This is a genomic window from Sphingomonas sp. NPDC092440, from assembly GCF_044754985.1.
GTDB lineage: Bacteria > Pseudomonadota > Alphaproteobacteria > Sphingomonadales > Sphingomonadaceae > Sphingomonas.
The window spans coordinates 204,202-223,006 of record NZ_JBIVQA010000001.1 but is presented as its reverse complement, the minus strand read 5'-3'; the positions used below and the strand labels follow the sequence as shown (position 1 = coordinate 223,006).

Annotated in this window: 20 protein-coding genes and 1 tRNA gene; 9 read left to right on the top strand and 12 right to left on the bottom strand. The window is 68.5% G+C overall.

Going from position 1 to position 18,805, the window contains the following annotated elements:
• Nucleotides 1-8 precede the first annotated feature (8 nt).
• Nucleotides 9-1,154: an acyl-CoA dehydrogenase family protein gene (locus ACIQCS_RS01105; protein WP_345850526.1), complete on the bottom strand. Its 1,146-nt coding sequence runs from the start codon at nucleotides 1,152-1,154 to the stop codon at nucleotides 9-11.
• A gap of 99 nt (nucleotides 1,155-1,253) precedes the next feature.
• Nucleotides 1,254-2,252 carry a polysaccharide deacetylase family protein gene (locus tag ACIQCS_RS01100; RefSeq protein ID WP_345850523.1) on the bottom strand — a complete coding sequence of 333 codons (999 nt, stop codon included), beginning with the start codon at nucleotides 2,250-2,252 and terminating at the stop codon, nucleotides 1,254-1,256.
• A gap of 83 nt (nucleotides 2,253-2,335) precedes the next feature.
• Here ACIQCS_RS01100 and ACIQCS_RS01095 point away from each other — a divergent pair, with 83 nt between their 5' ends.
• Nucleotides 2,336-3,376, top strand: a complete 1,041-nt coding sequence (locus tag ACIQCS_RS01095; protein WP_345850522.1) for a helix-turn-helix domain-containing protein — start codon at nucleotides 2,336-2,338, stop codon at nucleotides 3,374-3,376.
• Nucleotides 3,377-3,469: 93 nt separating this feature from the next.
• Nucleotides 3,470-4,267, top strand: coding sequence for a sterol desaturase family protein (locus tag ACIQCS_RS01090; RefSeq protein WP_345850521.1), 798 nt, complete (start codon nucleotides 3,470-3,472; stop codon nucleotides 4,265-4,267).
• A 4-nt stretch (nucleotides 4,268-4,271) separates the two neighbouring features.
• Here ACIQCS_RS01090 and ACIQCS_RS01085 read toward each other — a convergent pair whose 3' ends face one another.
• From ACIQCS_RS01085 to ACIQCS_RS01075, 3 genes are all read right to left on the bottom strand, one after another.
• Entirely contained in the window at nucleotides 4,272-4,730 is a 459-nt protein-coding gene (locus ACIQCS_RS01085) for a hypothetical protein (RefSeq protein ID WP_345850520.1), read from the bottom strand.
• 3 nt (nucleotides 4,731-4,733) lie between these two features.
• The gene (locus ACIQCS_RS01080; protein WP_345850519.1) at nucleotides 4,734-6,230 is read right to left on the bottom strand and encodes a CoA-acylating methylmalonate-semialdehyde dehydrogenase; all 1,497 of its coding nucleotides are present in this window, start codon (nucleotides 6,228-6,230) and stop codon (nucleotides 4,734-4,736) included.
• A gap of 191 nt (nucleotides 6,231-6,421) precedes the next feature.
• Nucleotides 6,422-7,042, bottom strand: a complete 621-nt coding sequence (locus tag ACIQCS_RS01075; RefSeq protein WP_345850518.1) for an ABC transporter ATP-binding protein — start codon at nucleotides 7,040-7,042, stop codon at nucleotides 6,422-6,424.
• Nucleotides 7,043-7,205: 163 nt separating this feature from the next.
• Between ACIQCS_RS01075 and ACIQCS_RS01070 the strand changes: the two genes are divergently transcribed.
• Nucleotides 7,206-8,507 carry a methyl-accepting chemotaxis protein gene (locus tag ACIQCS_RS01070; RefSeq protein WP_401529830.1) on the top strand — a complete coding sequence of 434 codons (1,302 nt, stop codon included), beginning with the start codon at nucleotides 7,206-7,208 and terminating at the stop codon, nucleotides 8,505-8,507.
• A gap of 336 nt (nucleotides 8,508-8,843) precedes the next feature.
• On the opposite strand, the gene ACIQCS_RS01065 is transcribed toward ACIQCS_RS01070, so the two are convergent.
• The 3 genes from ACIQCS_RS01065 to cpdR all read right to left on the bottom strand — a co-directional run bounded on the left by ACIQCS_RS01065 (nucleotide 8,844) and on the right by cpdR (nucleotide 10,327).
• Nucleotides 8,844-9,665: a methyltransferase domain-containing protein gene (locus ACIQCS_RS01065; protein ID WP_345850514.1), complete on the bottom strand. Its 822-nt coding sequence runs from the start codon at nucleotides 9,663-9,665 to the stop codon at nucleotides 8,844-8,846.
• 88 nt (nucleotides 9,666-9,753) lie between these two features.
• Nucleotides 9,754-9,828 (bottom strand) — tRNA-Val (locus ACIQCS_RS01060).
• 124 nt (nucleotides 9,829-9,952) lie between these two features.
• Nucleotides 9,953-10,327, bottom strand: a complete 375-nt coding sequence (cpdR, locus tag ACIQCS_RS01055) for a cell cycle two-component system response regulator CpdR (protein ID WP_280280359.1) — start codon at nucleotides 10,325-10,327, stop codon at nucleotides 9,953-9,955.
• A 75-nt stretch (nucleotides 10,328-10,402) separates the two neighbouring features.
• Here cpdR and ACIQCS_RS01050 point away from each other — a divergent pair, with 75 nt between their 5' ends.
• The gene (locus ACIQCS_RS01050) at nucleotides 10,403-11,287 is read left to right on the top strand and encodes an N-formylglutamate amidohydrolase (protein ID WP_345850511.1); all 885 of its coding nucleotides are present in this window, start codon (nucleotides 10,403-10,405) and stop codon (nucleotides 11,285-11,287) included.
• A gap of 6 nt (nucleotides 11,288-11,293) precedes the next feature.
• Here ACIQCS_RS01050 and ACIQCS_RS01045 read toward each other — a convergent pair whose 3' ends face one another.
• The 4 genes from ACIQCS_RS01045 to ACIQCS_RS01030 form a co-directional block, all read right to left on the bottom strand.
• Nucleotides 11,294-11,524 (bottom strand): hypothetical protein, encoded by a 231-nt coding sequence (locus ACIQCS_RS01045; RefSeq protein WP_345850510.1) that lies wholly within the window; start codon nucleotides 11,522-11,524, stop codon nucleotides 11,294-11,296.
• A gap of 209 nt (nucleotides 11,525-11,733) precedes the next feature.
• Entirely contained in the window at nucleotides 11,734-12,276 is a 543-nt protein-coding gene (locus tag ACIQCS_RS01040; RefSeq protein WP_345850509.1) for a cytochrome b, read from the bottom strand.
• Nucleotides 12,277-12,281: 5 nt separating this feature from the next.
• Nucleotides 12,282-13,064, bottom strand: a complete 783-nt coding sequence (locus tag ACIQCS_RS01035) for a SapC family protein (RefSeq protein WP_345850508.1) — start codon at nucleotides 13,062-13,064, stop codon at nucleotides 12,282-12,284.
• Nucleotides 13,065-13,118: 54 nt separating this feature from the next.
• Entirely contained in the window at nucleotides 13,119-14,567 is a 1,449-nt protein-coding gene (locus tag ACIQCS_RS01030; protein WP_345850507.1) for an FAD-binding oxidoreductase, read from the bottom strand.
• A 74-nt stretch (nucleotides 14,568-14,641) separates the two neighbouring features.
• On the opposite strand from ACIQCS_RS01030, the gene ACIQCS_RS01025 reads away from it, so the two are divergent.
• The 5 genes from ACIQCS_RS01025 (at nucleotide 14,642) to ACIQCS_RS01005 (ending at nucleotide 18,549) form a co-directional block, all read left to right on the top strand.
• Nucleotides 14,642-15,109 carry a hypothetical protein gene (locus ACIQCS_RS01025; RefSeq protein ID WP_345850506.1) on the top strand — a complete coding sequence of 156 codons (468 nt, stop codon included), beginning with the start codon at nucleotides 14,642-14,644 and terminating at the stop codon, nucleotides 15,107-15,109.
• A 90-nt stretch (nucleotides 15,110-15,199) separates the two neighbouring features.
• On the top strand, nucleotides 15,200-16,594 hold the full coding sequence (locus ACIQCS_RS01020; protein WP_345850505.1) for a DEAD/DEAH box helicase: 1,395 nt from the start codon (nucleotides 15,200-15,202) through the stop codon (nucleotides 16,592-16,594).
• Complete coding sequence (locus ACIQCS_RS01015; protein ID WP_345850504.1) at nucleotides 16,591-17,103, top strand: thioredoxin family protein; 513 nt, start codon at nucleotides 16,591-16,593, stop codon at nucleotides 17,101-17,103. The genes ACIQCS_RS01020 and ACIQCS_RS01015 overlap by 4 nt, the downstream gene beginning before the upstream one ends.
• Nucleotides 17,100-17,297 (top strand): DUF1289 domain-containing protein, encoded by a 198-nt coding sequence (locus ACIQCS_RS01010; RefSeq protein ID WP_345850502.1) that lies wholly within the window; start codon nucleotides 17,100-17,102, stop codon nucleotides 17,295-17,297. Before ACIQCS_RS01015 ends, ACIQCS_RS01010 begins: the two co-directional genes overlap by 4 nt.
• A gap of 307 nt (nucleotides 17,298-17,604) precedes the next feature.
• Nucleotides 17,605-18,549 (top strand): amidohydrolase family protein, encoded by a 945-nt coding sequence (locus ACIQCS_RS01005; protein ID WP_345850500.1) that lies wholly within the window; start codon nucleotides 17,605-17,607, stop codon nucleotides 18,547-18,549.
• Nucleotides 18,550-18,805 lie beyond the last annotated feature (256 nt).

Genomic DNA, 18,805 nt, shown 5'->3' with positions numbered 1-18,805 from the left:
CGCGAGGCTCACTGGCGGGTGAGCTCCCGGCCGACGATCATCCGCATCACCTGGTTGGTGCCCTCGAGGATCGAGTGGACGCGCAGGTCGCGCCAGAAACGCTCGATCGGATAGTCCATCAGATAGCCATAGCCGCCGTGCAGCTGGAGCGCGCGATCGACCACCGAGCTGCCGGTGTCGGTCGCCAACCGCTTGGCCATGGCCGCGAATTTGGTCTTGTCCGGCGCGCCCGACGTCACCTTGGCGGCGGCGAGATAGAGCAGCGCCCGCGCCGCCTCCAGCTCGGTCGCCATGTCGGCAAGGACGAACTGGGTGTTCTGGAAATCCGCGATCGGCTTGCCGAACTGCTGGCGCTCCCGGGTGTATCGCACCGCTTCGTCCAGGCAGCGCTGGGCGCCGCCGAGCGAGCAGGCGCCGATGTTCAGCCGGCCGCCATCGAGGCCCATCATGGCGAAACGGAAGCCCTCGCCTTCGCCCCCGATACGGTTCGCCACCGGCACGCGGACATTGTCGAAGCTTACCTGGCGGGTGGGCTGCGAATGCCAGCCCAGCTTGCGCTCGTTCGCGCCGAAGGACACGCCGGGCATGTCCTTTTCGATCACCAGGCAGGAAATGCCCTTGGGGCCCTCCTCGCCGGTGCGGACCATCGTGACATAGACTTCGTTCTCGCCGGCACCCGAGATGAACTGCTTCGAGCCGCTGACGACATAGTGATCGCCGTCCAGCACCGCCCGCGTCTTGAGCGCGGCGGCGTCCGAGCCCGAGCTCGGCTCGGTAAGGCAATAGGAGGCGATCCGCTCCATCGTGATCAGCGAAGGCAGATATTTGTCCTTGACCGCCTGGCTGCCGAAGCGGTCGATCATCCAGCTCGCCATGTTGTGGATCGAGATGAAGGCGCTGGTCGAGGGGCAGCCATAGGCCATCGCCTCCATGATCAACGCCGCCTCGAGCCGGCCCAGGCCGATGCCGCCGCTCTCTTCCGAGACATAGATGGAGGCGAAGCCCAGCTCGGCCGCGGCCCGGATCGTGTCGCGCGGGAAGATGTGCTTCTCGTCCCACTCCGCCGCGTGCGGCGTGATCGCGTCGGCAGTGAATTTCCGGGCCATCTCCTGGATGGCGCGCTGGTCGTCGGTGAGTTCGAACTGGTCAGTCATGAAAGGATCCTTGGGCCGGACGGCGATCCGGAAGGGTGGAAACGACACGGTTCCCCGGCAAAGGCCGGGGAGCAAATAGGGCTGAACAGGAGGCGAGGATCATTTCCCCGCCCCCAGCTTCTCGTGCAGCACCCGCTCGGCGAAGAGCGCATTGGCGACCTTGACATCGTTGCGCTCGTACCAACGCGGCTTGGCGAGCTTCTTCTCCCAGGCGATCTGCTCGATCATCGTGCCCGCCGTCCAGGCGACGTCCGGGCGCTCGCGGTGCATCGGATCGGCATAGGCCTCGTCCGCGCCGATGATCTCCCAGCCGTCCTGGCGCAGCGCGTCGATCAGGTCGCCCAGGAACAGCCCGGCCATGTCGGTCTCGTGCAGCAGCAGGACGTGCGCCGGCGAGCGGCCGAGCGCGCGGCGGGCCAGCTCGTCGCCGAAATCGGCGGACCGGACATGCGTCTCGACATAGAGGTCGCGCAGCGCGTCCATGTCGATGGCCTTGCCCGCCTTGCGCGCCGCGATGGCCTGGCCCTCCATGTTCCAGTCCGAGCCGTCGATCGTCGCATAGCCGTTCATCATCCCCCGCGCGGCCAGGCCGGCGCGGACGGCGTCGCGCTTCGCCCTGTCGGGCCCGCCCTCGTCCAGATAGGGGAAGCGCAGCCAGGGGCGGTATGCCTTGCCCTGGGTCTTCAGATAGGCCTCGGCCCGGTCGATATCGGCGAGGAAGATGTCGGCCGTCACCTTGGACAGCTTCGGATGGGTGTTGGTGTGGTTGGCGAGCACCCCGCCGGCGGCGACATAGGCGGCGATGCGCTTCGGCGCGTCGATCCCGTCGCCGAAATGGACGATCCGGTTGGGATTGAGGAAGAAGACCGGCTGCGGCACGTGGCGCGAGCGAAAGATCTCGACCAGGCGCGCGGTGCGCTCGTCGGGGGTGAGGAAGGCGCCGCGGCCGCGCGGCACGTCGTCGAAGCTGAGCGCGATGCGCTTGGCCGCCTGGGGCGGCGTCGACGCGATCACGCTGATCGTGCGCTTGCCCGGCACCACCATCGCCAGCGCGATGCAGGCGATCATCGCCTTGAGCACGAAGCGCAACCCGGTCATCGCCCTTCCCCCCTGGTTCCAGCCGTCTCCGCCAATAGACGCTGGCGGAGGGCGGCGCCATAAGGCTGCGCATGGAGCGGCTGTTGCTTATCGATACGGCGATGCGGCTGATGGGCGTCGGCCAGCTGCTGCTGATGGCGCTGGTGGCGGGCCGCAGCGGCGCGCCCGCGCCGATCCGCCGCGCGACGATCGCGCTGCTGGTGTGCGTGGCGGCCTATCTCGCCATCGTCTCGCCCGCATTGCAGCTGTGGCGCTCGGCGGCCTGGCCGGTGATCCAGCTCTTCTCGCTCAACGCCCCGCTGGCACTGTGGGTGTTCGCCCATCTGATCTTCGAGCGGCCCGTCGACAGGCGCCTGTTCGCGCTTGCCTTGGGGGTGACGCTGATCGACTGGCTGCTCTTCACCCATGCGCTGTACGTGACCCATCAGCGGCCCGTGGCGGCGGGCGCGGTGCAGCACGGCATCGCCTTCCTGCTCGCGGTGCATGCCATCGTCATCGCCATCGCCAATCGCGGCGACGATCTGAGCGAGAAGCGCCGGATGTTCCGGCTGGGCTTCGTGATCGTGGTGGGCGTGCAGACCCTGGGCATCGTGGTGGTGGAGAGCGTGTATGACCTGCTGCGCACCGATATCTGGCTGATGCTGCTCCAGTCGGGCACCGCGCTGATCGCGATCCTGGCGTTCGGCGCCGCGATGCTCTCGGCCAATGCCGAGCTGCTGTTCGACAGGGCCGCGCCGCAGCCCATACGCCCGCCGCTGTCGCCGGCCGAGCATGTGCTCAAGCAGAAGCTCGACGCGGCGATGGCCGCCCATGTCCATCGCGAGCCCGGGCTCGGCATCGGCGTGCTCGCCGGCAAGCTGGGCGTGCCCGAGCATCGGCTGCGCGCGCTGATCAACCAGCGGCTGGGCTATCGCAACTTCTCGGACTTCCTCAATTCGCACCGCATCGCCGATGCCAGGGCCTGGCTGAGCGACCCGGCCCGAGTGGACCTGCCCGTGCTCACCCTGGCGATGGACCTGGGCTATGGCAGCCTCGCCCCGTTCAATCGCGCCTTTCGCGACGCCACCGGCACCAGCCCCAGCGAATATCGGCGCGCGGCGATCCTCGATCCCGAAAAAGGCTGATCGATTCCGGAAATGCGCGGCATTTTCCGGGCGCGGCGGGACCGGCGCGGCGCCGCGGCCTAGCAGATCGGCATCCGCTTTCGAGGATGCGACATGCAACATTGGATCGTACCGCTCGCCGCGCACGGCGCGCACAGCTTCGCCGTCGAACTGGCCCGCTATCTCGTCGCCGCCGGCGGGATGACCGCCATCCTCTGGGCCGGCGCGCGCTGGACCGCGGCCCGGCGCATCCAGAAACGCCCGCCCGCCCGGGGCGACCGGGCCCGCGAGTTCCGCCATTCGATGCTCTCGGTCGGCATCTTCGCGCTGTGGAGCATCGCCACGCTGGCGATGAACCAGGCGGGGATCATCCATCTCGCCTTCGCCGCCCCGCCCTGGTGGCAGGCGGCGCTGGAGTTCGTGGCGATCGTGATCGCGCACGATGCCTATTTCTACTGGATGCATCGCGGGCTGCACACCCGGGCGATGTTCCGCCGCGCCCACCTGACCCATCACAAGTCGCGCACGCCGACGCCCTGGGCCGCCTATAGCTTCGCGCCGATCGAGGGCGTGCTGGAGGGCATGTTCCTGCCGCTCTTCCTGCTGTTCGCGCCGATGCACGCGATCACGGTGCTCGCCTTCCTGCTCCACCAGATCGGCCGCAACGTGCTCGGCCATTCGGGGCACGAGCTGATGCCGCCGGGATTCACGCGCTTCCCGCTCACCGCCTGGCTGACCACTGCGACGCATCATGACCTGCACCATAGCGGCGGCGGGCATAATTTCGGGCTCTACTTCACCTGGTGGGATCGCTGGATGGGCACCGAGCACCCGCGCTACCACGAAGCCTTCGCGGCGGCGGCAGTGCCGTGGTTCGGGAAGGGAAAGCGTGAAGTCGCGGCCAGGACCTGACCGATCATTCCCAGACAAAGACCGTCCTCAGCTTGCACCCTTCCGGCGCGGGGCCGGCCTCGTCGAACAGCGATACCCGTTCGATCGCGGCCAACTGCGCGGGCGTGAACCGGCGGGACGAGCGGAAATAGGCGACGCCGTGGCTGCCGTTCCAGATCGCCACGACATGGCGGCCACCCTCGCGCCACGCCTCGAACAGAGTCTGCCCCGCGGCCGTGGGCTGCTTGCGCCCCTCGCCCGAGGGCGGGCTGCCCCATTGGATACCTGTGACGTCCAGGCTGCCGAACGCACCCTTCCAGCGGAACCGGCCGCTATGGATGCCGCCCTGGCCCAGCTTGATCCGCTCGCCCGCGCGCAGATCGATGACCGGGCCGTAACCGCAGAAGCGGCCCGGCCCGTCCACGACCCCATGCTGGCCGCTACCGGCCAGTGCAAGGAGCAGCCCTGCCCCGAGGGCGAGCATGGATCAGCCCATCGTCGGGATGATGAAGGCACTGTCACCGGTGCCGCCGCCATCGGGCCAGCGCTGGGTGATGGTCTTCACCTTGGTCCAGAACTTCACGCCTTCCATGCCGTGCTGGTTGGTGTCGCCGAACGCCGAGCGCTTCCAGCCGCCAAAGGTGTGATAGGCGACCGGCACCGGGATCGGCACGTTGATGCCGACCATGCCGACATTGACGCGCGCCGCGAATTCGCGCGCCGCATGGCCGTTGCGGGTGAAGATGGCGACGCCGTTGCCATATTGATGGTCGCTCGGCAGCCGCAGCGCGGTCTCGAAATCGGGCGCGCGGACGATCTGGAGGACGGGTCCGAAAATCTCTTCCTTGTACGCCTGCATGTCCGGCGTGACGCGATCGAACAGGCTCGGCCCGATGAAGAAGCCCTGCTCATGGCCCTGGAGCTGGAAGCCGCGCCCGTCGACCACCAGCTCGGCGCCTTCGTCCACGCCCGTCTGGATCCAGTTCTCGACGCGCTGCTTGTGGGCGGCGTTCACCACCGGGCCGTAATGCGCCTCGGCATCGGTGGAGACGCCGACCCGCAGCGCCGCGATCGCCGGGATCAGCTTCTCGCGCAGGGCATCGGCGGTCTTGTCGCCCACCGGCACCACCACCGGCAGCGCCATGCAGCGCTCGCCCGCCGAGCCGAAGGCGGCGCCGGACAGGTCCGCCACCACCTGGTCGAGATCGGCATCGGGCATGACGATGCCGTGATTCTTGGCGCCGCCCATCGCCTGGACGCGCTTCCCGGCCTCGACGCCGCGGCGATAGACATAATGCGCAATGTCCGACGAGCCGACGAAGCTGACCGCCGCGATCGCCGGATGATCGAGGATCGCGTCGACCATTTCCTTGTCGCCGTGCACGACCTGGAGGATGCCCTCCGGCGCGCCGGCCTCGCGCATCAGCTCGGCGAGGCGCACCGGCACGCTGGGATCGCGCTCGCTGGGCTTGAGGATGAAGGCATTGCCGCACGCGATGGCGACGCCGAACATCCACATCGGAATCATCGCCGGGAAGTTGAACGGCGTGATGCCCGCACCGATGCCGAGCGGCTGGCGCATGCTGTACACGTCGATGCCGGGGCCGGCGCCCTGGGTATATTCGCCCTTCAGCACGTGCGGGATGCCGCAGGCGAATTCGATCACTTCCAGGCCGCGCTGGATGTCGCCCTTGGCGTCGGCGATCACCTTGCCATGCTCGGAGCTGAGCAGGTGCGCCAGCTCGTCCATGTGCTTCTCGACCAGCGCCTTGAACGCGAACATCACGCGGGCGCGGCGCTGCGGGTTGGTCGCGGCCCAGCCGGGCTGGGCGGCGAGCGCGGCGGCGACGGCCTTGTCGAGATCGGCCTGGGTGCCGAGCTGCACCCGGGCCTGCACCTGGCCGGTGTTCGGATTGAAGACGTCTCCAGTGCGGGCGCCGGCACCGCCGTCATGGCCGACAATAACATGGTCGATGTTACGCATTTCGCTCTCCTGCGGACTCTGCCGGCCCGACTCAGTGTGTAATTTAATTACGCAGTGGCACATCAACTCCCCTCCCGGCAAGGGAGGGGCCGGGGGTGGATCGATGTACGCGATACGGCGCCGCATCCCTGCGACCACGGTATCGCCGCAACGCCACCCACCCTCGCCCCTCCCTTGCAGGGAAGCGAGGACTATTCTGCGCAGCCGATCGGCACGGGGAGCAACCGGCCCTGCGCATCGCCGATCACCATCACCTCCACGCCGAACGCCGCGCGCAGCGGCTGATGGGCGAGCGCGTCGCCGGGCACGCCAAAGGCGATCATGCGACCGCCGCCGAGCAGCAGCACCGCATCGGCCAGGCGGGCGGCGAGGACGGGATCGGCGAGCGTGACGACGATGCCCATTCCCTGGTCCGCGGCCGCGCGCAGCTGCTCGATCCGGGCGAATTGCGCGGCCGGATCGAGTGCGCTCAGTGGATCCCCGGCGAGCAGCCAGGCCGGACGCGCGGCCAGCGCGGCGGCAAGATCGGCGGGGCCCCGGCCGAACCGGCGGCGGCCACCATGATGCTCGACCAGCGCGATCGCCCGGGCGCGCTCGGCCCGGCCCAGCCGGCCGATCAGCCGCCCGCCCAGCCGGACATGGCCGGCATCGGCATCGGCGCGGCCGGCGAGCGCGCGCAGCAGCACGGCCTTGCCCGCGTCGGCCGGGCCGAGAATCGCCGTCACCTTGCCCGGCGCGAGCACCGCATCCACGCCGTCGAGCACGCGGCGCTCGCCATGGCTCAGGGCCAGATTCTCGATGCTGAGCTTCATGTCCCGCCCTAGGCACCGCCATATGACAACAAGGTGACAGCCGGTGGCGCGATTTTCGCGAGGAATCGCCCGCAACCCGCGAAAAAAAGCGCTTTGTCTCGGTACTGTAACGCTGGGCTAAGCGCGCATTTACCAACCGCGCCCTATCCGGCGGGGGATGTCCTTGGCCGATCCCTTGCCCGCCCCAGGCGGCACCTGGCTTACCGAGCGCGAGCTCAATCCGCCATTGCTGACGCTCACCGACACGATGTGGCGGGCGGCCGAGCTGTTCGGCAGTGATCCCGAGCTGCGGCTGGTGGCGATCGTCGACGCGCACGCGCGTCCGCTGGGCGCGATCTTCGAGAAGGACGTGCGGCGGCTGCTGCTCAATCCCTTCGGCCATGCGCTGATGCGCAACCCTTCCTATGGCGCCGCGGTGTCGCGCTATGTCCGCGCCTGCCCCGTTGCCGAGATGACCGACGATCTCGGCCGGCTGATGGAACGCTATCGCGCCTCGGGCGGATCGGAAGGAATGATCCTGACCCGGGGCGGCCGGGTGCAGGCGACGATGAACAACCGCCGGCTCGTCCATCTCGCGGCCGAGCGCGAAGTGGCGATGGCGCGCGCCCAGGTGGAACGCGCGGCGCGGATCGAAGCGGCAAGCAAGCGCTTCGAGGCGCAGGTGGAAGCGCTGTCGCGCGACATGGGCCTGCTCTCCACCGCGCTCGAGGATGGCGCGGTGCTGACGGCGGACCGGGCGAGCGGCGTGGGCGACCGCGCCCTGGCGGTGGCGACCGCCGCCTCGCAGACGAGCGACAACATGGCGGAGATCGCCGCGCGCGGGCGCGACCTGGCCGGCGCGCTCGCCGGCATCGCCCATAATACCAGCGATGCGCGCCAGGCGGCGGCGGCGGTCTCGCAGCTGGTCGAGACCGGGAGCGCGCGCACCCGCGACCTGCTCCATTCGGCGCAATCGATCGATTCGGTGATCCGGCTGATCAGCGACATCGCCCGGCAGGTGAACCTGCTCGCGCTCAACGCGACGATCGAGGCGGCGCGCGCCGGCGAGGCGGGGCGCGGCTTCACCGTGGTGGCGAACGAAGTGAAGCAGCTCTCCACCCAGACCGGCATCGCCGCCGACCGGATCACCGCGCATGTCCGCGAGATCCGCGGCGGGATCGACGAGGTCGCCGCGGGGCACAACCGAGTCGAGCAGGCGATCGGCGCGATGGCGGCGCTGGCCGACGCCGTGGAAAGCGCGGTCGCCCGGCAGGAGGAAGCGACGCGGACGATCGCGCGCAACGTGGACGAGGCAGTGCATGCGAGCACCGGCATCCAGCGCGACGTCGAGGCGATCGGCGGCACCTCGCGCGATGCCTCGGACCAGGCGCGGGCGATGCGCGACGTGGCGGGGCGGCTCCATGTCGGCGCCGATGCCCTGTCGGACCAGGTCCATGCCTTTCTGGCGGAACTGCGCGTCGCCTAGGTTGGGGACTCCTATTCTTGCTTCGTCACCCCGGCCTTGCGCCGGGGTCCCGCTATCTCCCCAGCGCAGGAAGAAGCGGGATCCCGGCTCAAGGCCGGGATGACGGTAGAAAATCAGATACTTGTTTGGGTTCTCAACCTAGGGCGAGAACCCGAACACGTCCTTGAAACTGGTTTCGTCATCCCCGCGCAGGCGGGGATCCAGGGTAGCGTGGGGCAATCGAAGCAATCGTGCGCAGCGTTGCCGGAGAAGGCGAAACGAGCCGCTTGGCCCTTGCTCTTGGCCCTGGATCCCCGCCTGCGCGGGGACGACAAGAAAGGGATATCAGTCCCCGCCCTAACCGGCGGCGGTGACGATCTCCACCCGGACCGGCATGCGGACGCCGCCATCCTCCCAATGGCCGGCACAGGCCTCCGCCAGGCGGGCGCAGGCCGCCTCGCGCCGGGCGGGCGGCGCGCCGAGCAGCGGCGCCGCCATCGACGAAGAGGCGAGCAGGAAATCGGCCGCCGCCTCGGGCGTCGCGCCGGGCACGGGCAGCGCGCCGTGCCAGCCGCGGCTGGCGGCGTCCCGGAAACCGGCGGCATCCAGCAGCGCGATCAGCTTCCCGGGATCGCCGTAGCGGACCGGGCTGGGCGCATCGGGATCGGCAGGGGGCAGCTCGATCACCGAGGCGACCGCCGCGCGGATCTCCGCCATGAAGCCGACTTCGGCCGCCGGGCCCCAGACCGCGAAGGCCAGCCGCCCGCCCGGCGCCAGCCAGTGGCGCAGATTGGCGAAAGCGGCCGCCGGATCGTCGAAGAACATCACGCCGAAGCGCGAGGCGAGCCGATCGAACTGCCGCTCTGGCCGATAGGTCGCGACATCGGCCTCGACGAAGTGGGCCACCGCGGCGGCCCGCGCCGTGGCGGCGGCGACCAGATCGGGCGAGATGTCGAAGCCGGTGATGTCGCTGCCGGCGGGCGCCGCCGCGGCGATGGCGCGCGCCGTGCCGCCGCCGCCGCAGGCGATCTCGGCGATGCGGCAGGGCGCATCCAGCGCCAGCGCCGCCACGAACGGCGCGTCGATGGGCGCGAGCATCGCCTCCATGCCGTCGAGCCGGTCGCGCCACTGGGCACCGCGGCCGCCCGCCCAATCATATTCCGAAGCTTGTTCCCGCATGCGGGCCAGGATGCGCCAAAGCGCGGCGCAGCACCAGCGCGGGACATCAAAAAAGCCGCCAGATCGATGACCTGGCGGCTTTTCTATATGGTGGGCGCGGCAAGGATTGAACTTGCGACCCCTGCGATGTCAACACAGTGCTCTACCACTGAGCTACGCGCCCATTGGCCTGTCGGCCGAAACGGGAAGCGGGCCTTTAGCGGGCAACACAAACCCGCGCAAGCATGGTTTTCAGTTTTTGCGGCACCGGTCCGTTCCCCCATCCGGCACCGCCAGAGTCGGAAACCTCAATTGAACCCGGCATTCTCCGCCTCGAACAGCCGGTCCACCTCGAGCACCAGGTCGCGCAGGTGAAAGGGCTTGGAGAGCACGCGCGCCTGGGGCACCTGCTTGCCCGCCTTGAGCGTCACCGCCGCGAAGCCGGTGATGAACATCACCCGCATGTCCGGCGCGATCTCGCTCGCCTTCTGGGCCAGCTCGATGCCGTCCATTTCCGGCATCACGATATCGGTGAGCAGCAGGTCGAACCGCTCGCCCTCGAGCAGCGGTATGGCCGCGGTGCCGCGATCGACCGCGCTGACCGCATAGCCCGAACGCTCGAGCGCCCGGGTCAGGTATTCCCGCATCACGCGGTCATCCTCGGCCAGCAGAATCCGGATCATGTTCCCCCACTCGAAATCGACAGGACCCCATCCTATACCCGAAGCCCTTAAGATTTTCCGCCCTTATCCCATTCCATGCCATTGCGGCAGCGCGATGGCGCGCATAGTCATGACGTCGTGATCGGAGAATCCTTCGTCCGCCATGGCCCCGCCGAGCCGCGGAGCCCGGTGATCCTGTCCGTGCCGCATGCCGGGCGCGCCTATCCCGACGCGCTGCGCGCGGCGCTGCGCGTGCCGCTGGCGGCATTGCACGGGCTCGAGGACCGGCATGCCGACGCGATCGCCCTTGCCGCCCGGCGCGACGAGACGCTGTTCGTCGCCACCCGCCCGCGCGCCTGGATCGACCTCAACCGCGCCGAGCACGAGCGCGACCCGCGGCTCGACGACGGCGCCTGGACGCATGGCGCCCCGCTGTCGGCCAAGCTCCGCTCCGGACTGGGGCTGGTGCCGCGCCGGGCGGGAAACGCAGGCGACATCTGGCAGCGCCGGCTGAGTGCCGACGAAGTGCAGCAGCGCATCCATGCCGACCACCGCCCCTGGCACACCGCCATCGCCGCCGCGCTGGCATCGGCACGGGCGCGATTCGGCGTGGCGGTGCTGCTCGACGTCCATTCGATGCCGCCGCTCGGCAATCCGGCGACGGCAGCGCGGCTCGTGCCGGGGGACCGGTTCGGCAAATCGGCGGCGGGGCGCTTCCTGGGGCGGATCGAAGGCGTGGCGCGCGCGCACGGCATCCGCACCATGGCCAACACACCCTATTCGGGCGGCCACATATTGGAGCGCCACGGCGATCCGCGTCGCGGCGTGCACGCGATCCAGCTCGAGTTCGATCGGTCGCTCTATCTCGATTCGGCACTCGACCAGCCGGGCCCGGGACTGGCGACCGCGGTGCGGCTGCTGCGCGACCTGATCGACGCGGTGGCGGACGAAGCGCTACCGGGGGCGATCGCGGCGGAATAGCGCCGGTCAGGGAACCTTGTACCCGGCCATCCAGAAAAACAGGCCGGTCATCAGGAAATGCGCCGTCACCAGCAGCCAATAGAGCCCGGGTTCATACTCCCGGTAAATTGCCGCATCGGGATCGGGGTTGCGAAACACCAGGACACGACGCCGGACAACCGCGACCACACCTCGCCCAAGCACGAGACACCCCAGCAGCGACGGCCAGAGCCAGAACCATTTCGAGAACCAGTCCATGCCCGATTCCTATCAGGGGCCGGCGGCAAGGCGGCACATAAAAAACCACCTCGTGGTTACCCACGAGGTGGCCAAGGTTCAGGGAGGAGACACGCCCGAGGGCGTGCCGTACGGCCTCGCGAAAGGGGGGACACGACGCCGTACAAATCAAATATAAGTGAGGGGTCGGATAGTTCAAGGGGTCGCGAGAAACCGTTTTCAACGCGCGATCAGCCGAGCCGGTGCGCCCCTGGAAGCATGCGCGCCAGCACCCGGTCGCGCAGGATGAAATGGTGGCGCAGCGCCGCGGCGATGTGAATCACCACCAGCGCCGCCATCAGATAGCCGAGCAGCTCGTGCGCCTCGTGCGCGGTATGGGCGATGCCCGGCGTGGCGGGCAGCACCGGGATCTCGAACAGCCCGAACCAGTTGATCGGGCGCGGACGCTCGGGATTGGAGGAGAGCAGCCAGCCGCTGACCGGCAGGACCAGCAGCAGCGCATAGAGGATGAAGTGGACCGTATGCGCGGTCGCCTTCTCCCAGGCCGGCAGCAATTCCGGCAGGTGCGGCGGCTTGTGGGTGAGTCGCCAGCCGATCCGGCCCAGCGTGAGCACCAGCACGGCGATGCCGACCGACTTGTGGATCGGGATCACGCCCCACGCCCGCGGCATCGCGTCGTGGAACAGGCCGACGATCAGGTTGAACAGGACGAGCGCGGCGATCGTCCAGTGGAAGGCGATCGCCCCCCGGCTGTATCGATCGCCGCGCCCCATCACGATCAGGCGTTCGGCTGGACGAGCTGCGGCTCGGGCATCTTGCCCTGGCGCAGCTGGCGGCCGAAGATGTCGCGCATCAGGCCCAGCGAGAAGAGATGCGCATAGATGAGCGGCAGCATGCCGTTCTGCACGATCTTGCGCAGCTGGTCGCCGCGCATCTCATTGAGCTTGTTCTCGTCGACCATCATGAAGCCGCGATAGACGAAGGGCTGGGCGGCGCCGTCCGGCTGGATCGTCACTTCGCCGTCGATCAGCAGGTCGAGCTCCTTGAGCTCCTGCATGAACTGGCCCGTGCGGGCGCCAGCCTGCTCGAACTGCTCGTTGAACTGCAGGATGTTCTTGGTGGTGTCGCTCGGCTGGCCGTCGACGAACAGGGCCTCGCCCTCCTCGAACGCGCCGACCGTGTCCGAAGTCGGATCGAAGCACAGCGACAGCTCGTCGCTGTCCGGGCGCAGGCGCGCCAGCAGGTACGGATAGCGGCGGATATAGGCCGGGACGTAGAAGTTCGTCTCGTTGAGCGCGCCATCCTCGTCGAAGAAGGTGTTGATGCCTTCGTTCAGGCCCATCAGCGCCAGCGGCACCGGCTCCTCGCCCTGCGAGAAGACGATCGGCATGAAGCGCTGCACCAGCGGGAATTCCTCGACGGTGACGGGCACCGCGTGCTGCTTGGCGAGGAACGGCGCCTTGTCGGCGGCGCGAATCTTGAAATCGGCGTGCTGCTGGCTCGAGAGCGGCTGAAGCTCGTTGTAGAACAGAGGCAGCGACTGCTGCGGGGCGGAAGCCATCCTAAATCTCCTGGGAACTAAAAATGCTGATGTCTGGAATCCCGGGGCGAGGGTCTATGGGGTGTCAGCCTCGGGCGCAAGCGCTACCAGCTTGCCGGGATTCAGGATTCCGCGGGGATCCAGTGCCGATTTGATCGCTTTCAGTACCGCGATACGCGAAGGCGGGCTCAAACGCTCCAGTTCGGCGCGCTTCATCTGTCCGATACCATGTTCGGCGGAGATCGAACCGCCCTCGGCCACCACCATGTCGTAGACGAGACGGCTCACCGCCGGCCCGTCGCCGGCATACCAGGCGTCGCGATCGGCGCCCTGCGGCGCGCGGACGTGGAAATGGACATTGCCGTCGCCCAGATGCCCGAAGGCAGTGGCGCGGGTGCCGGGAAAGCGCCGCTCGGCCTCGGCCGCGGCCGCGAGCATGAAGCGCGGCATCTTGTCGACCGGCACCGAGATGTCATGCTGCATCGCCGGCCCCAGCGCGCGCTCGGCCTCCGAGATCGAATCGCGGATGTGCCAGAAGGCCTCGACCTGGGCCTCGCTGGTCGAGATCACCGCGTCCTCGGCCAGGCCCGCCTCGAACACGGGCACGAGCAGCCGCTCGAGCAGGGCCGCGGGCGGCTCGGCGCCCGGCTCGGTCGCCACCGATTCGATCAGCACGTGCCAGGCATGCTCGCCGGCCAGCGGCGAGCGGGTGCCGGGAATATGGCTGAGGACATGGCCCAGTATCTCGCCCGGGATGATCTCGAAGCTCTCGATCGTGCCGGTGCGCGCCTCCATCAGGCGCAGGATGCGGAGCGCGTCCTCGGGATCGGCGACGCCCACCCAGGCGGCGGCGCGCTCGACGATGGCGGGATAGAGGCGCAGCGTCGCGGCGGTCACGATGCCGATCGTGCCTTCCGCGCCGATCAGCAGCTGGGTGAGGTCGTAGCCGCGATTGTCCTTCTTGAGCGGCACGAGCCCTTCATGGATCGAGCCGTCGGGCAGCACCGCCTCCACCCCCGCCACGAGGTGGCGCATGTTGCCGAAGCGCAGCACCTGGGTGCCGCCGGCATTGGTGGAGACCAGCCCGCCGATCGTCGCGCTGCCCTTGGCGCCCAGCGTGAGCGGGAAGCGGCGGCCCTGCTCGGCCATGGCGGCGTGGAAATTGGCGAGGATCACCCCGGCCTCGACCACCGCGAGATTGCCGGCCGTGTCGACCGAACGGATCCGGTTCATCCGCCGGGTGGAGAGGAGCAGCGCCGAGCCGTCCGCCGGCGGCGTCGCGCCGCCGACCATGCCGGTATTGCCGCCCTGGGGCACGATCTTCACGCCCAGCTCGCCGGCAAGGCGGACGATCGCGGCGACTTCCTCGGTCGATCCGGGCGAGAGCAGCGCCGGCGCGCTGCCATGGTAGCGGCCGCGCCAGTCCGACTCCCAGGGCTCGATCACATGGGGATCGGTGGTCACCGTCTTGGGGCCGAAGCGTTCCAGGATGGTATCGACGAGCTGCTGCTGGGCTGGTGTCATAGCATTTTTGGGCTAGCACGACCGGTGTCAGTTCATCCACTGTTCAAACCTGCAACGTACATAACCAACGCGAAATGCCGAATCCGTTCCTGGTCGCATCCAGCCTGCTGCTTCTCGTCGCCGCGCCCGCCGCGGCGCCCGCAGGCGTGCCCGACTGGAAAGCGGTTACCCTGAACCTTCAGCAAGAGCAGCAGCGCGTGACGATCCAGGTGCCGCGCGTCACCATCACCAGCAGCGCGACCATCATCGTGCGCCGCGCTCCCCATGTGGTCGAGAAGAAGGCGAAGGACTGTGTGAAGGTGCAGGACATCTCCGGCTTCGCGGGCGTGAACACCCAGGACAGCGTCGACCTGGTGCTGCGCGACGGCTCGCTGCTGCGCGCCAAGCTGGGGCGCAAATGCCAGGCGCTCGGCTTCTATAACGGCTTCTACGTGAAGACGAACAAGGACCAGAAGATCTGCGCCGGACGCGATTCGATCCGTACCCGGGCGGGCCGTTCCTGCGACGTGGAGGACTTCAGGACGCTCGCGCTGGAGCGTTGAGCACCTCCGCGCTTGACTTTCCCCGATAAATCCGCAAGCGCGTGAAGGCTTCGCGCGTGGACCTGCCACGCCGATTTTCCGGAAATTTGCATGAGCTTTGCCGATCTCGGCCTTTCTGACGAACTTCTGCGCGCAGTGACCGATGCGGGCTATACCGAGCCCACACCCATCCAGCGCCAGTCGATTCCCCCCGTGCTGATGGGCAAGGACCTGGTCGGCATCGCCCAGACGGGCACGGGCAAGACCGCCGCCTTCGTGTTGCCGATGATCGACATCCTCGGCGAAGGGCGCACCCGCGCGCTGATGCCGCGCTCGCTGATCCTCGAGCCGACGCGCGAGCTGGCCGCCCAGGTCGCCGAGAATTTCGAGAAATACGGCACCCACCACAAGCTCTCCATGGCCCTGCTGATCGGCGGCGTGCAGATGGGCGACCAGGTGAAGGCGCTCGAAAAGGGCGTCGACGTGCTGATCGCCACGCCGGGCCGGCTGATGGACCTGTTCGGCCGCGGCAAGATCCTGCTCAACGGCTGCAGCCTGCTCGTGATCGACGAGGCGGACCGGATGCTCGACATGGGGTTCATCCCCGATATCGAGGAGATCTGCACCAAGCTGCCCAAGGAACGGCAGACCTTGCTCTTCTCGGCGACGATGCCGCCGGTGATCAAGAAGCTGGCGGACAAGTTCCTCAACGATCCCAAGCGCGTGGAGGTCGCCCGCCCGGCAACGACCAACACCAACATCACGCAGTTCCTCATCGAGACCACCACGATGAAGAAGCGCGAGACGCTGCGCGCGCTGCTCGATGCCGAGGACGTGCAGACCGGCATCGTCTTCTGCAACCGCAAGACCACGGTGCGCGAGCTCAACAAGAGCCTGCAACGCCACGGCATCCGTTCCGCCGAGATCCATGGCGACATGGACCAGCCGGCGCGCCTCGCCGAGCTGGAGCGGTTCAAGAAGGGCGATGTGAACATCCTGGTCGCCTCGGACGTCGCCGCGCGCGGGCTCGACATCAAGGGCGTGAGCCACGTCTATAATTTCGACGCGCCCTGGCATCCGGACGATTATGTCCACCGCATCGGCCGCACCGGCCGCGCCGGCGCGACCGGCACCGCCTATACGCTGGTGACCAAGGAAGACGCCGAGAACGTCGCCAATATCGAGAAGCTCACCGGCCAGAAGATCGAGCGGGTGAAGCTGCGCAACGCGCCCGCTCCGTCCGAAGAGGAAGAGCCCGCGGAAGCACCCCGCGGCCGCCGGCGCAAGGGTGACGAGGACAAGGCGCGCAAGCCGCGCGCCCGAAAGGAAGAGCCCAGGCGCGAGGAGGCACGGCGCGAGGAGCCGGTCCGCGAGACCCGCGCTCGCGACGAGCAGCCGCGCCGCGACCGCGACCGCAACCGCCGCCGCGACGAGCGCGACGACGGGCCGGACGAGGGCTGGAACGGCCCGATCCCCGATTTCCTGAACTACACGCTGGCCGAATGATCCGGCGGGCCGGGCTGGCTCTCGCGCTGGCGGCGGCGATGCTGCCCGGCGCGGCGCCGGCCCAGCGCGCGGCACCCCGGCTCGCGGCCCGCACGCTCGACCAGCTGCCCCTCCCCCTGTCCGCGCCCTACGATCCCGGGCGCGACGCGCGCCGCGACATCGACGCCGCGCTCGCCGGCGCGAAGCGATCGGGCAAGCCGCTCCTCGATTTCGGCGCGAACTGGTGCGTCGATTGCCGCGTGCTGGCCGGCGTGCTCGCCCTGCCCGAGATGCGCGGCTGGGTGACGCGTAATTTCGTGCTGGTCCAGATCGACATCGGCATGTTCGATCGCAACCTGGATCTGCCGCGGCGCTTCGGCGCGGCCTCGCTCGAAGCGGTGCCGGCGATCCTGGTGATCGATCCGCGCACCGGCAAGGTCCGCAACCGCGACGACATTCTCGGCCTGGGCGACGCCCGTATCATGCAACCCCAGGAAATGGCCGACTGGCTGGCCCGCTGGACGCGATGATCGAATATGTACCCATCATCGAAAGCCCCTGCGTCAGCATCTGCGTGATGGACGCAGCCACGGGCTGGTGCATCGGCTGCGGCCGCACGCTCGAGGAGATCGCCCGCTGGAGCGAGACCGACCAGGCCGATCGCGACGCCGTGATGGCCGAACTGCCGGCGCGGATGGAGCAGCTGGAAGCGAAGCCCCGCTAGGGCGGGGACTCCTATGCTTCCTTCGTCACCCCGGCCTTGCGCCGGGGTCCCGCTGCCTTGCTGACGGAAGCAGAAGCGGGATCCCGGCGCAAGGCCGGGATGACGGCGGAGAGCGGGAGTCCCCGTCCAACCGCCAACCTGCCCGCCCATCGCCGGCACAACATCACCCACGCGATCACCCACGCGCATCCGCGATTTGTGACGAACGCGCCGCCGGCGGGACGAACCGCATGGACAGCCACGCCCCCGAATTGCGATTCAGAGGCGCGACTCCGGCGTGCGAACGGAGCTGTCAGGGAGGATCGTCATGAGTATCGGTCGCAGGGATTTTCTGAAGCTGGGCGGCGCCGGGGCCGCCTATGCCCTGTTGCCGGGCGCGGCGGCCGCGCCCGCGATCGGACGCCCCGTCATCGACGTCCATATGCACGCCTATCCCGCGACGATGCAGCTTCCCGCCCCGGTCACCAATCCGATCTCGGGTTTCAAGAGCCCGATCCGGACCGGCGCCGACCATCTCGCCGCCTGCATCGCCGAGATGCAGAAGCACAATGTCGTCAAGGGCGTGGTGAGCGGCGGCGATGGCGACCGGCTCCAGGCGGCGATCGACTGGCACGATCGCGACCCCGATCGCTTCGTCGCCGGCGCAGGGATCCGCGGCTCGGACGACACGCCGCTGCCGCCGATCGAGGTGCTCCGCAAGGCCTTTGCGGACGGCAGGCTCAAGGTGCTGGGCGAAGTGACGTCGCAATATGCCGGGCTGTCGCTCAGCGACCCCAAATACGACCCCTATCTCGCGCTGGCCGAGGAGTTCGACGTGCCCGTCGCGCTCCACACCGGCACCATGCCGGCGGGGACCAGCTTCGATCCCTGCTGCACTTCAGCGCGGGCCCGCTTCGGCAATCCCGAGCTGGTGGAGGAGGCGCTCAATCGCCATCCCAAGCTGCGCCTCAACATCATGCATGGCGGCTGGCCCTATCTCGACGACACGATCGCGATGCTGATGCTCTATCCGAACGTGAACATCGACACCGGCGCGATCGACTGGCTGCTGCCGCGCCCCGCCTTTCACACCTATCTGCGAACCTTCGTGGACTCGGGCTTCTCCAAGCGCATCATGTTCGGATCGGACCATATGTACTGGCCCGACGCGATCGGCCTCGCGATCGAGGGGATCGAGAGCGCGGCCTTCCTGACCGAGGCGCAGAAGCAGGACATCCTCCACGACAATGCCGTGCGCTTCTACAAGCTGTGAGCGGATAGCGGCGCTCGGGCGGACCGCACATGTACCTCGCCACTCCGGCCTTGAGCCGGGGTCCGCGGTGTCTTGTGCCCAATGCGAAAACTTCCGGGCCGGGGCCCCATATTCTCCATCGTCATCCTCGCGCAGACGGGGATCCAGGGCCAGGCGCGGAGCAAGTGCGGCAAGTCACGCCCTCTCCGGAAAGCGTTCGCGTGGTGGCGCCACTATCCCGCATTACCCTGGATCCCCGCCTTCGCGGGGATGACAG

Bases quoted from the DNA above. Each gene is read 5' to 3' on its own strand.
- ACIQCS_RS01100 (WP_345850523.1), bottom strand. From the start codon at position 2,252: ATGACCGGGTTGCGCTTCGTGCTCAAGGCGATGATCGCCTGCATCGCG.
- ACIQCS_RS01045 (WP_345850510.1), bottom strand. From the start codon at position 11,524: ATGGACTGGTTCTCGAAATGGTTCTGGCTCTGGCCGTCGCTGCTGGGG.
- ACIQCS_RS01010 (WP_345850502.1), top strand. From the start codon at position 17,100: ATGATCGAATATGTACCCATCATCGAAAGCCCCTGCGTCAGCATCTGC.
- ACIQCS_RS01005 (WP_345850500.1), top strand. From the start codon at position 17,605: ATGAGTATCGGTCGCAGGGATTTTCTGAAGCTGGGCGGCGCCGGGGCC.
- cpdR (WP_280280359.1), bottom strand. From the start codon at position 10,327: ATGATCCGGATTCTGCTGGCCGAGGATGACCGCGTGATGCGGGAATAC.
- ACIQCS_RS01065 (WP_345850514.1), bottom strand. From the start codon at position 9,665: ATGCGGGAACAAGCTTCGGAATATGATTGGGCGGGCGGCCGCGGTGCC.
- ACIQCS_RS01025 (WP_345850506.1), top strand. From the start codon at position 14,642: ATGCCGAATCCGTTCCTGGTCGCATCCAGCCTGCTGCTTCTCGTCGCC.
- ACIQCS_RS01105 (WP_345850526.1), bottom strand. From the start codon at position 1,154: ATGACTGACCAGTTCGAACTCACCGACGACCAGCGCGCCATCCAGGAG.
- ACIQCS_RS01040 (WP_345850509.1), bottom strand. From the start codon at position 12,276: ATGGGGCGCGGCGATCGATACAGCCGGGGGGCGATCGCCTTCCACTGG.
- ACIQCS_RS01030 (WP_345850507.1), bottom strand. From the start codon at position 14,567: ATGACACCAGCCCAGCAGCAGCTCGTCGATACCATCCTGGAACGCTTC.
- ACIQCS_RS01035 (WP_345850508.1), bottom strand. From the start codon at position 13,064: ATGGCTTCCGCCCCGCAGCAGTCGCTGCCTCTGTTCTACAACGAGCTT.
- ACIQCS_RS01090 (WP_345850521.1), top strand. From the start codon at position 3,470: ATGCAACATTGGATCGTACCGCTCGCCGCGCACGGCGCGCACAGCTTC.
- ACIQCS_RS01050 (WP_345850511.1), top strand. From the start codon at position 10,403: ATGCCATTGCGGCAGCGCGATGGCGCGCATAGTCATGACGTCGTGATC.
- ACIQCS_RS01085 (WP_345850520.1), bottom strand. From the start codon at position 4,730: ATGCTCGCCCTCGGGGCAGGGCTGCTCCTTGCACTGGCCGGTAGCGGC.
- ACIQCS_RS01080 (WP_345850519.1), bottom strand. From the start codon at position 6,230: ATGCGTAACATCGACCATGTTATTGTCGGCCATGACGGCGGTGCCGGC.
- ACIQCS_RS01075 (WP_345850518.1), bottom strand. From the start codon at position 7,042: ATGAAGCTCAGCATCGAGAATCTGGCCCTGAGCCATGGCGAGCGCCGC.
- ACIQCS_RS01015 (WP_345850504.1), top strand. From the start codon at position 16,591: ATGATCCGGCGGGCCGGGCTGGCTCTCGCGCTGGCGGCGGCGATGCTG.
- ACIQCS_RS01020 (WP_345850505.1), top strand. From the start codon at position 15,200: ATGAGCTTTGCCGATCTCGGCCTTTCTGACGAACTTCTGCGCGCAGTG.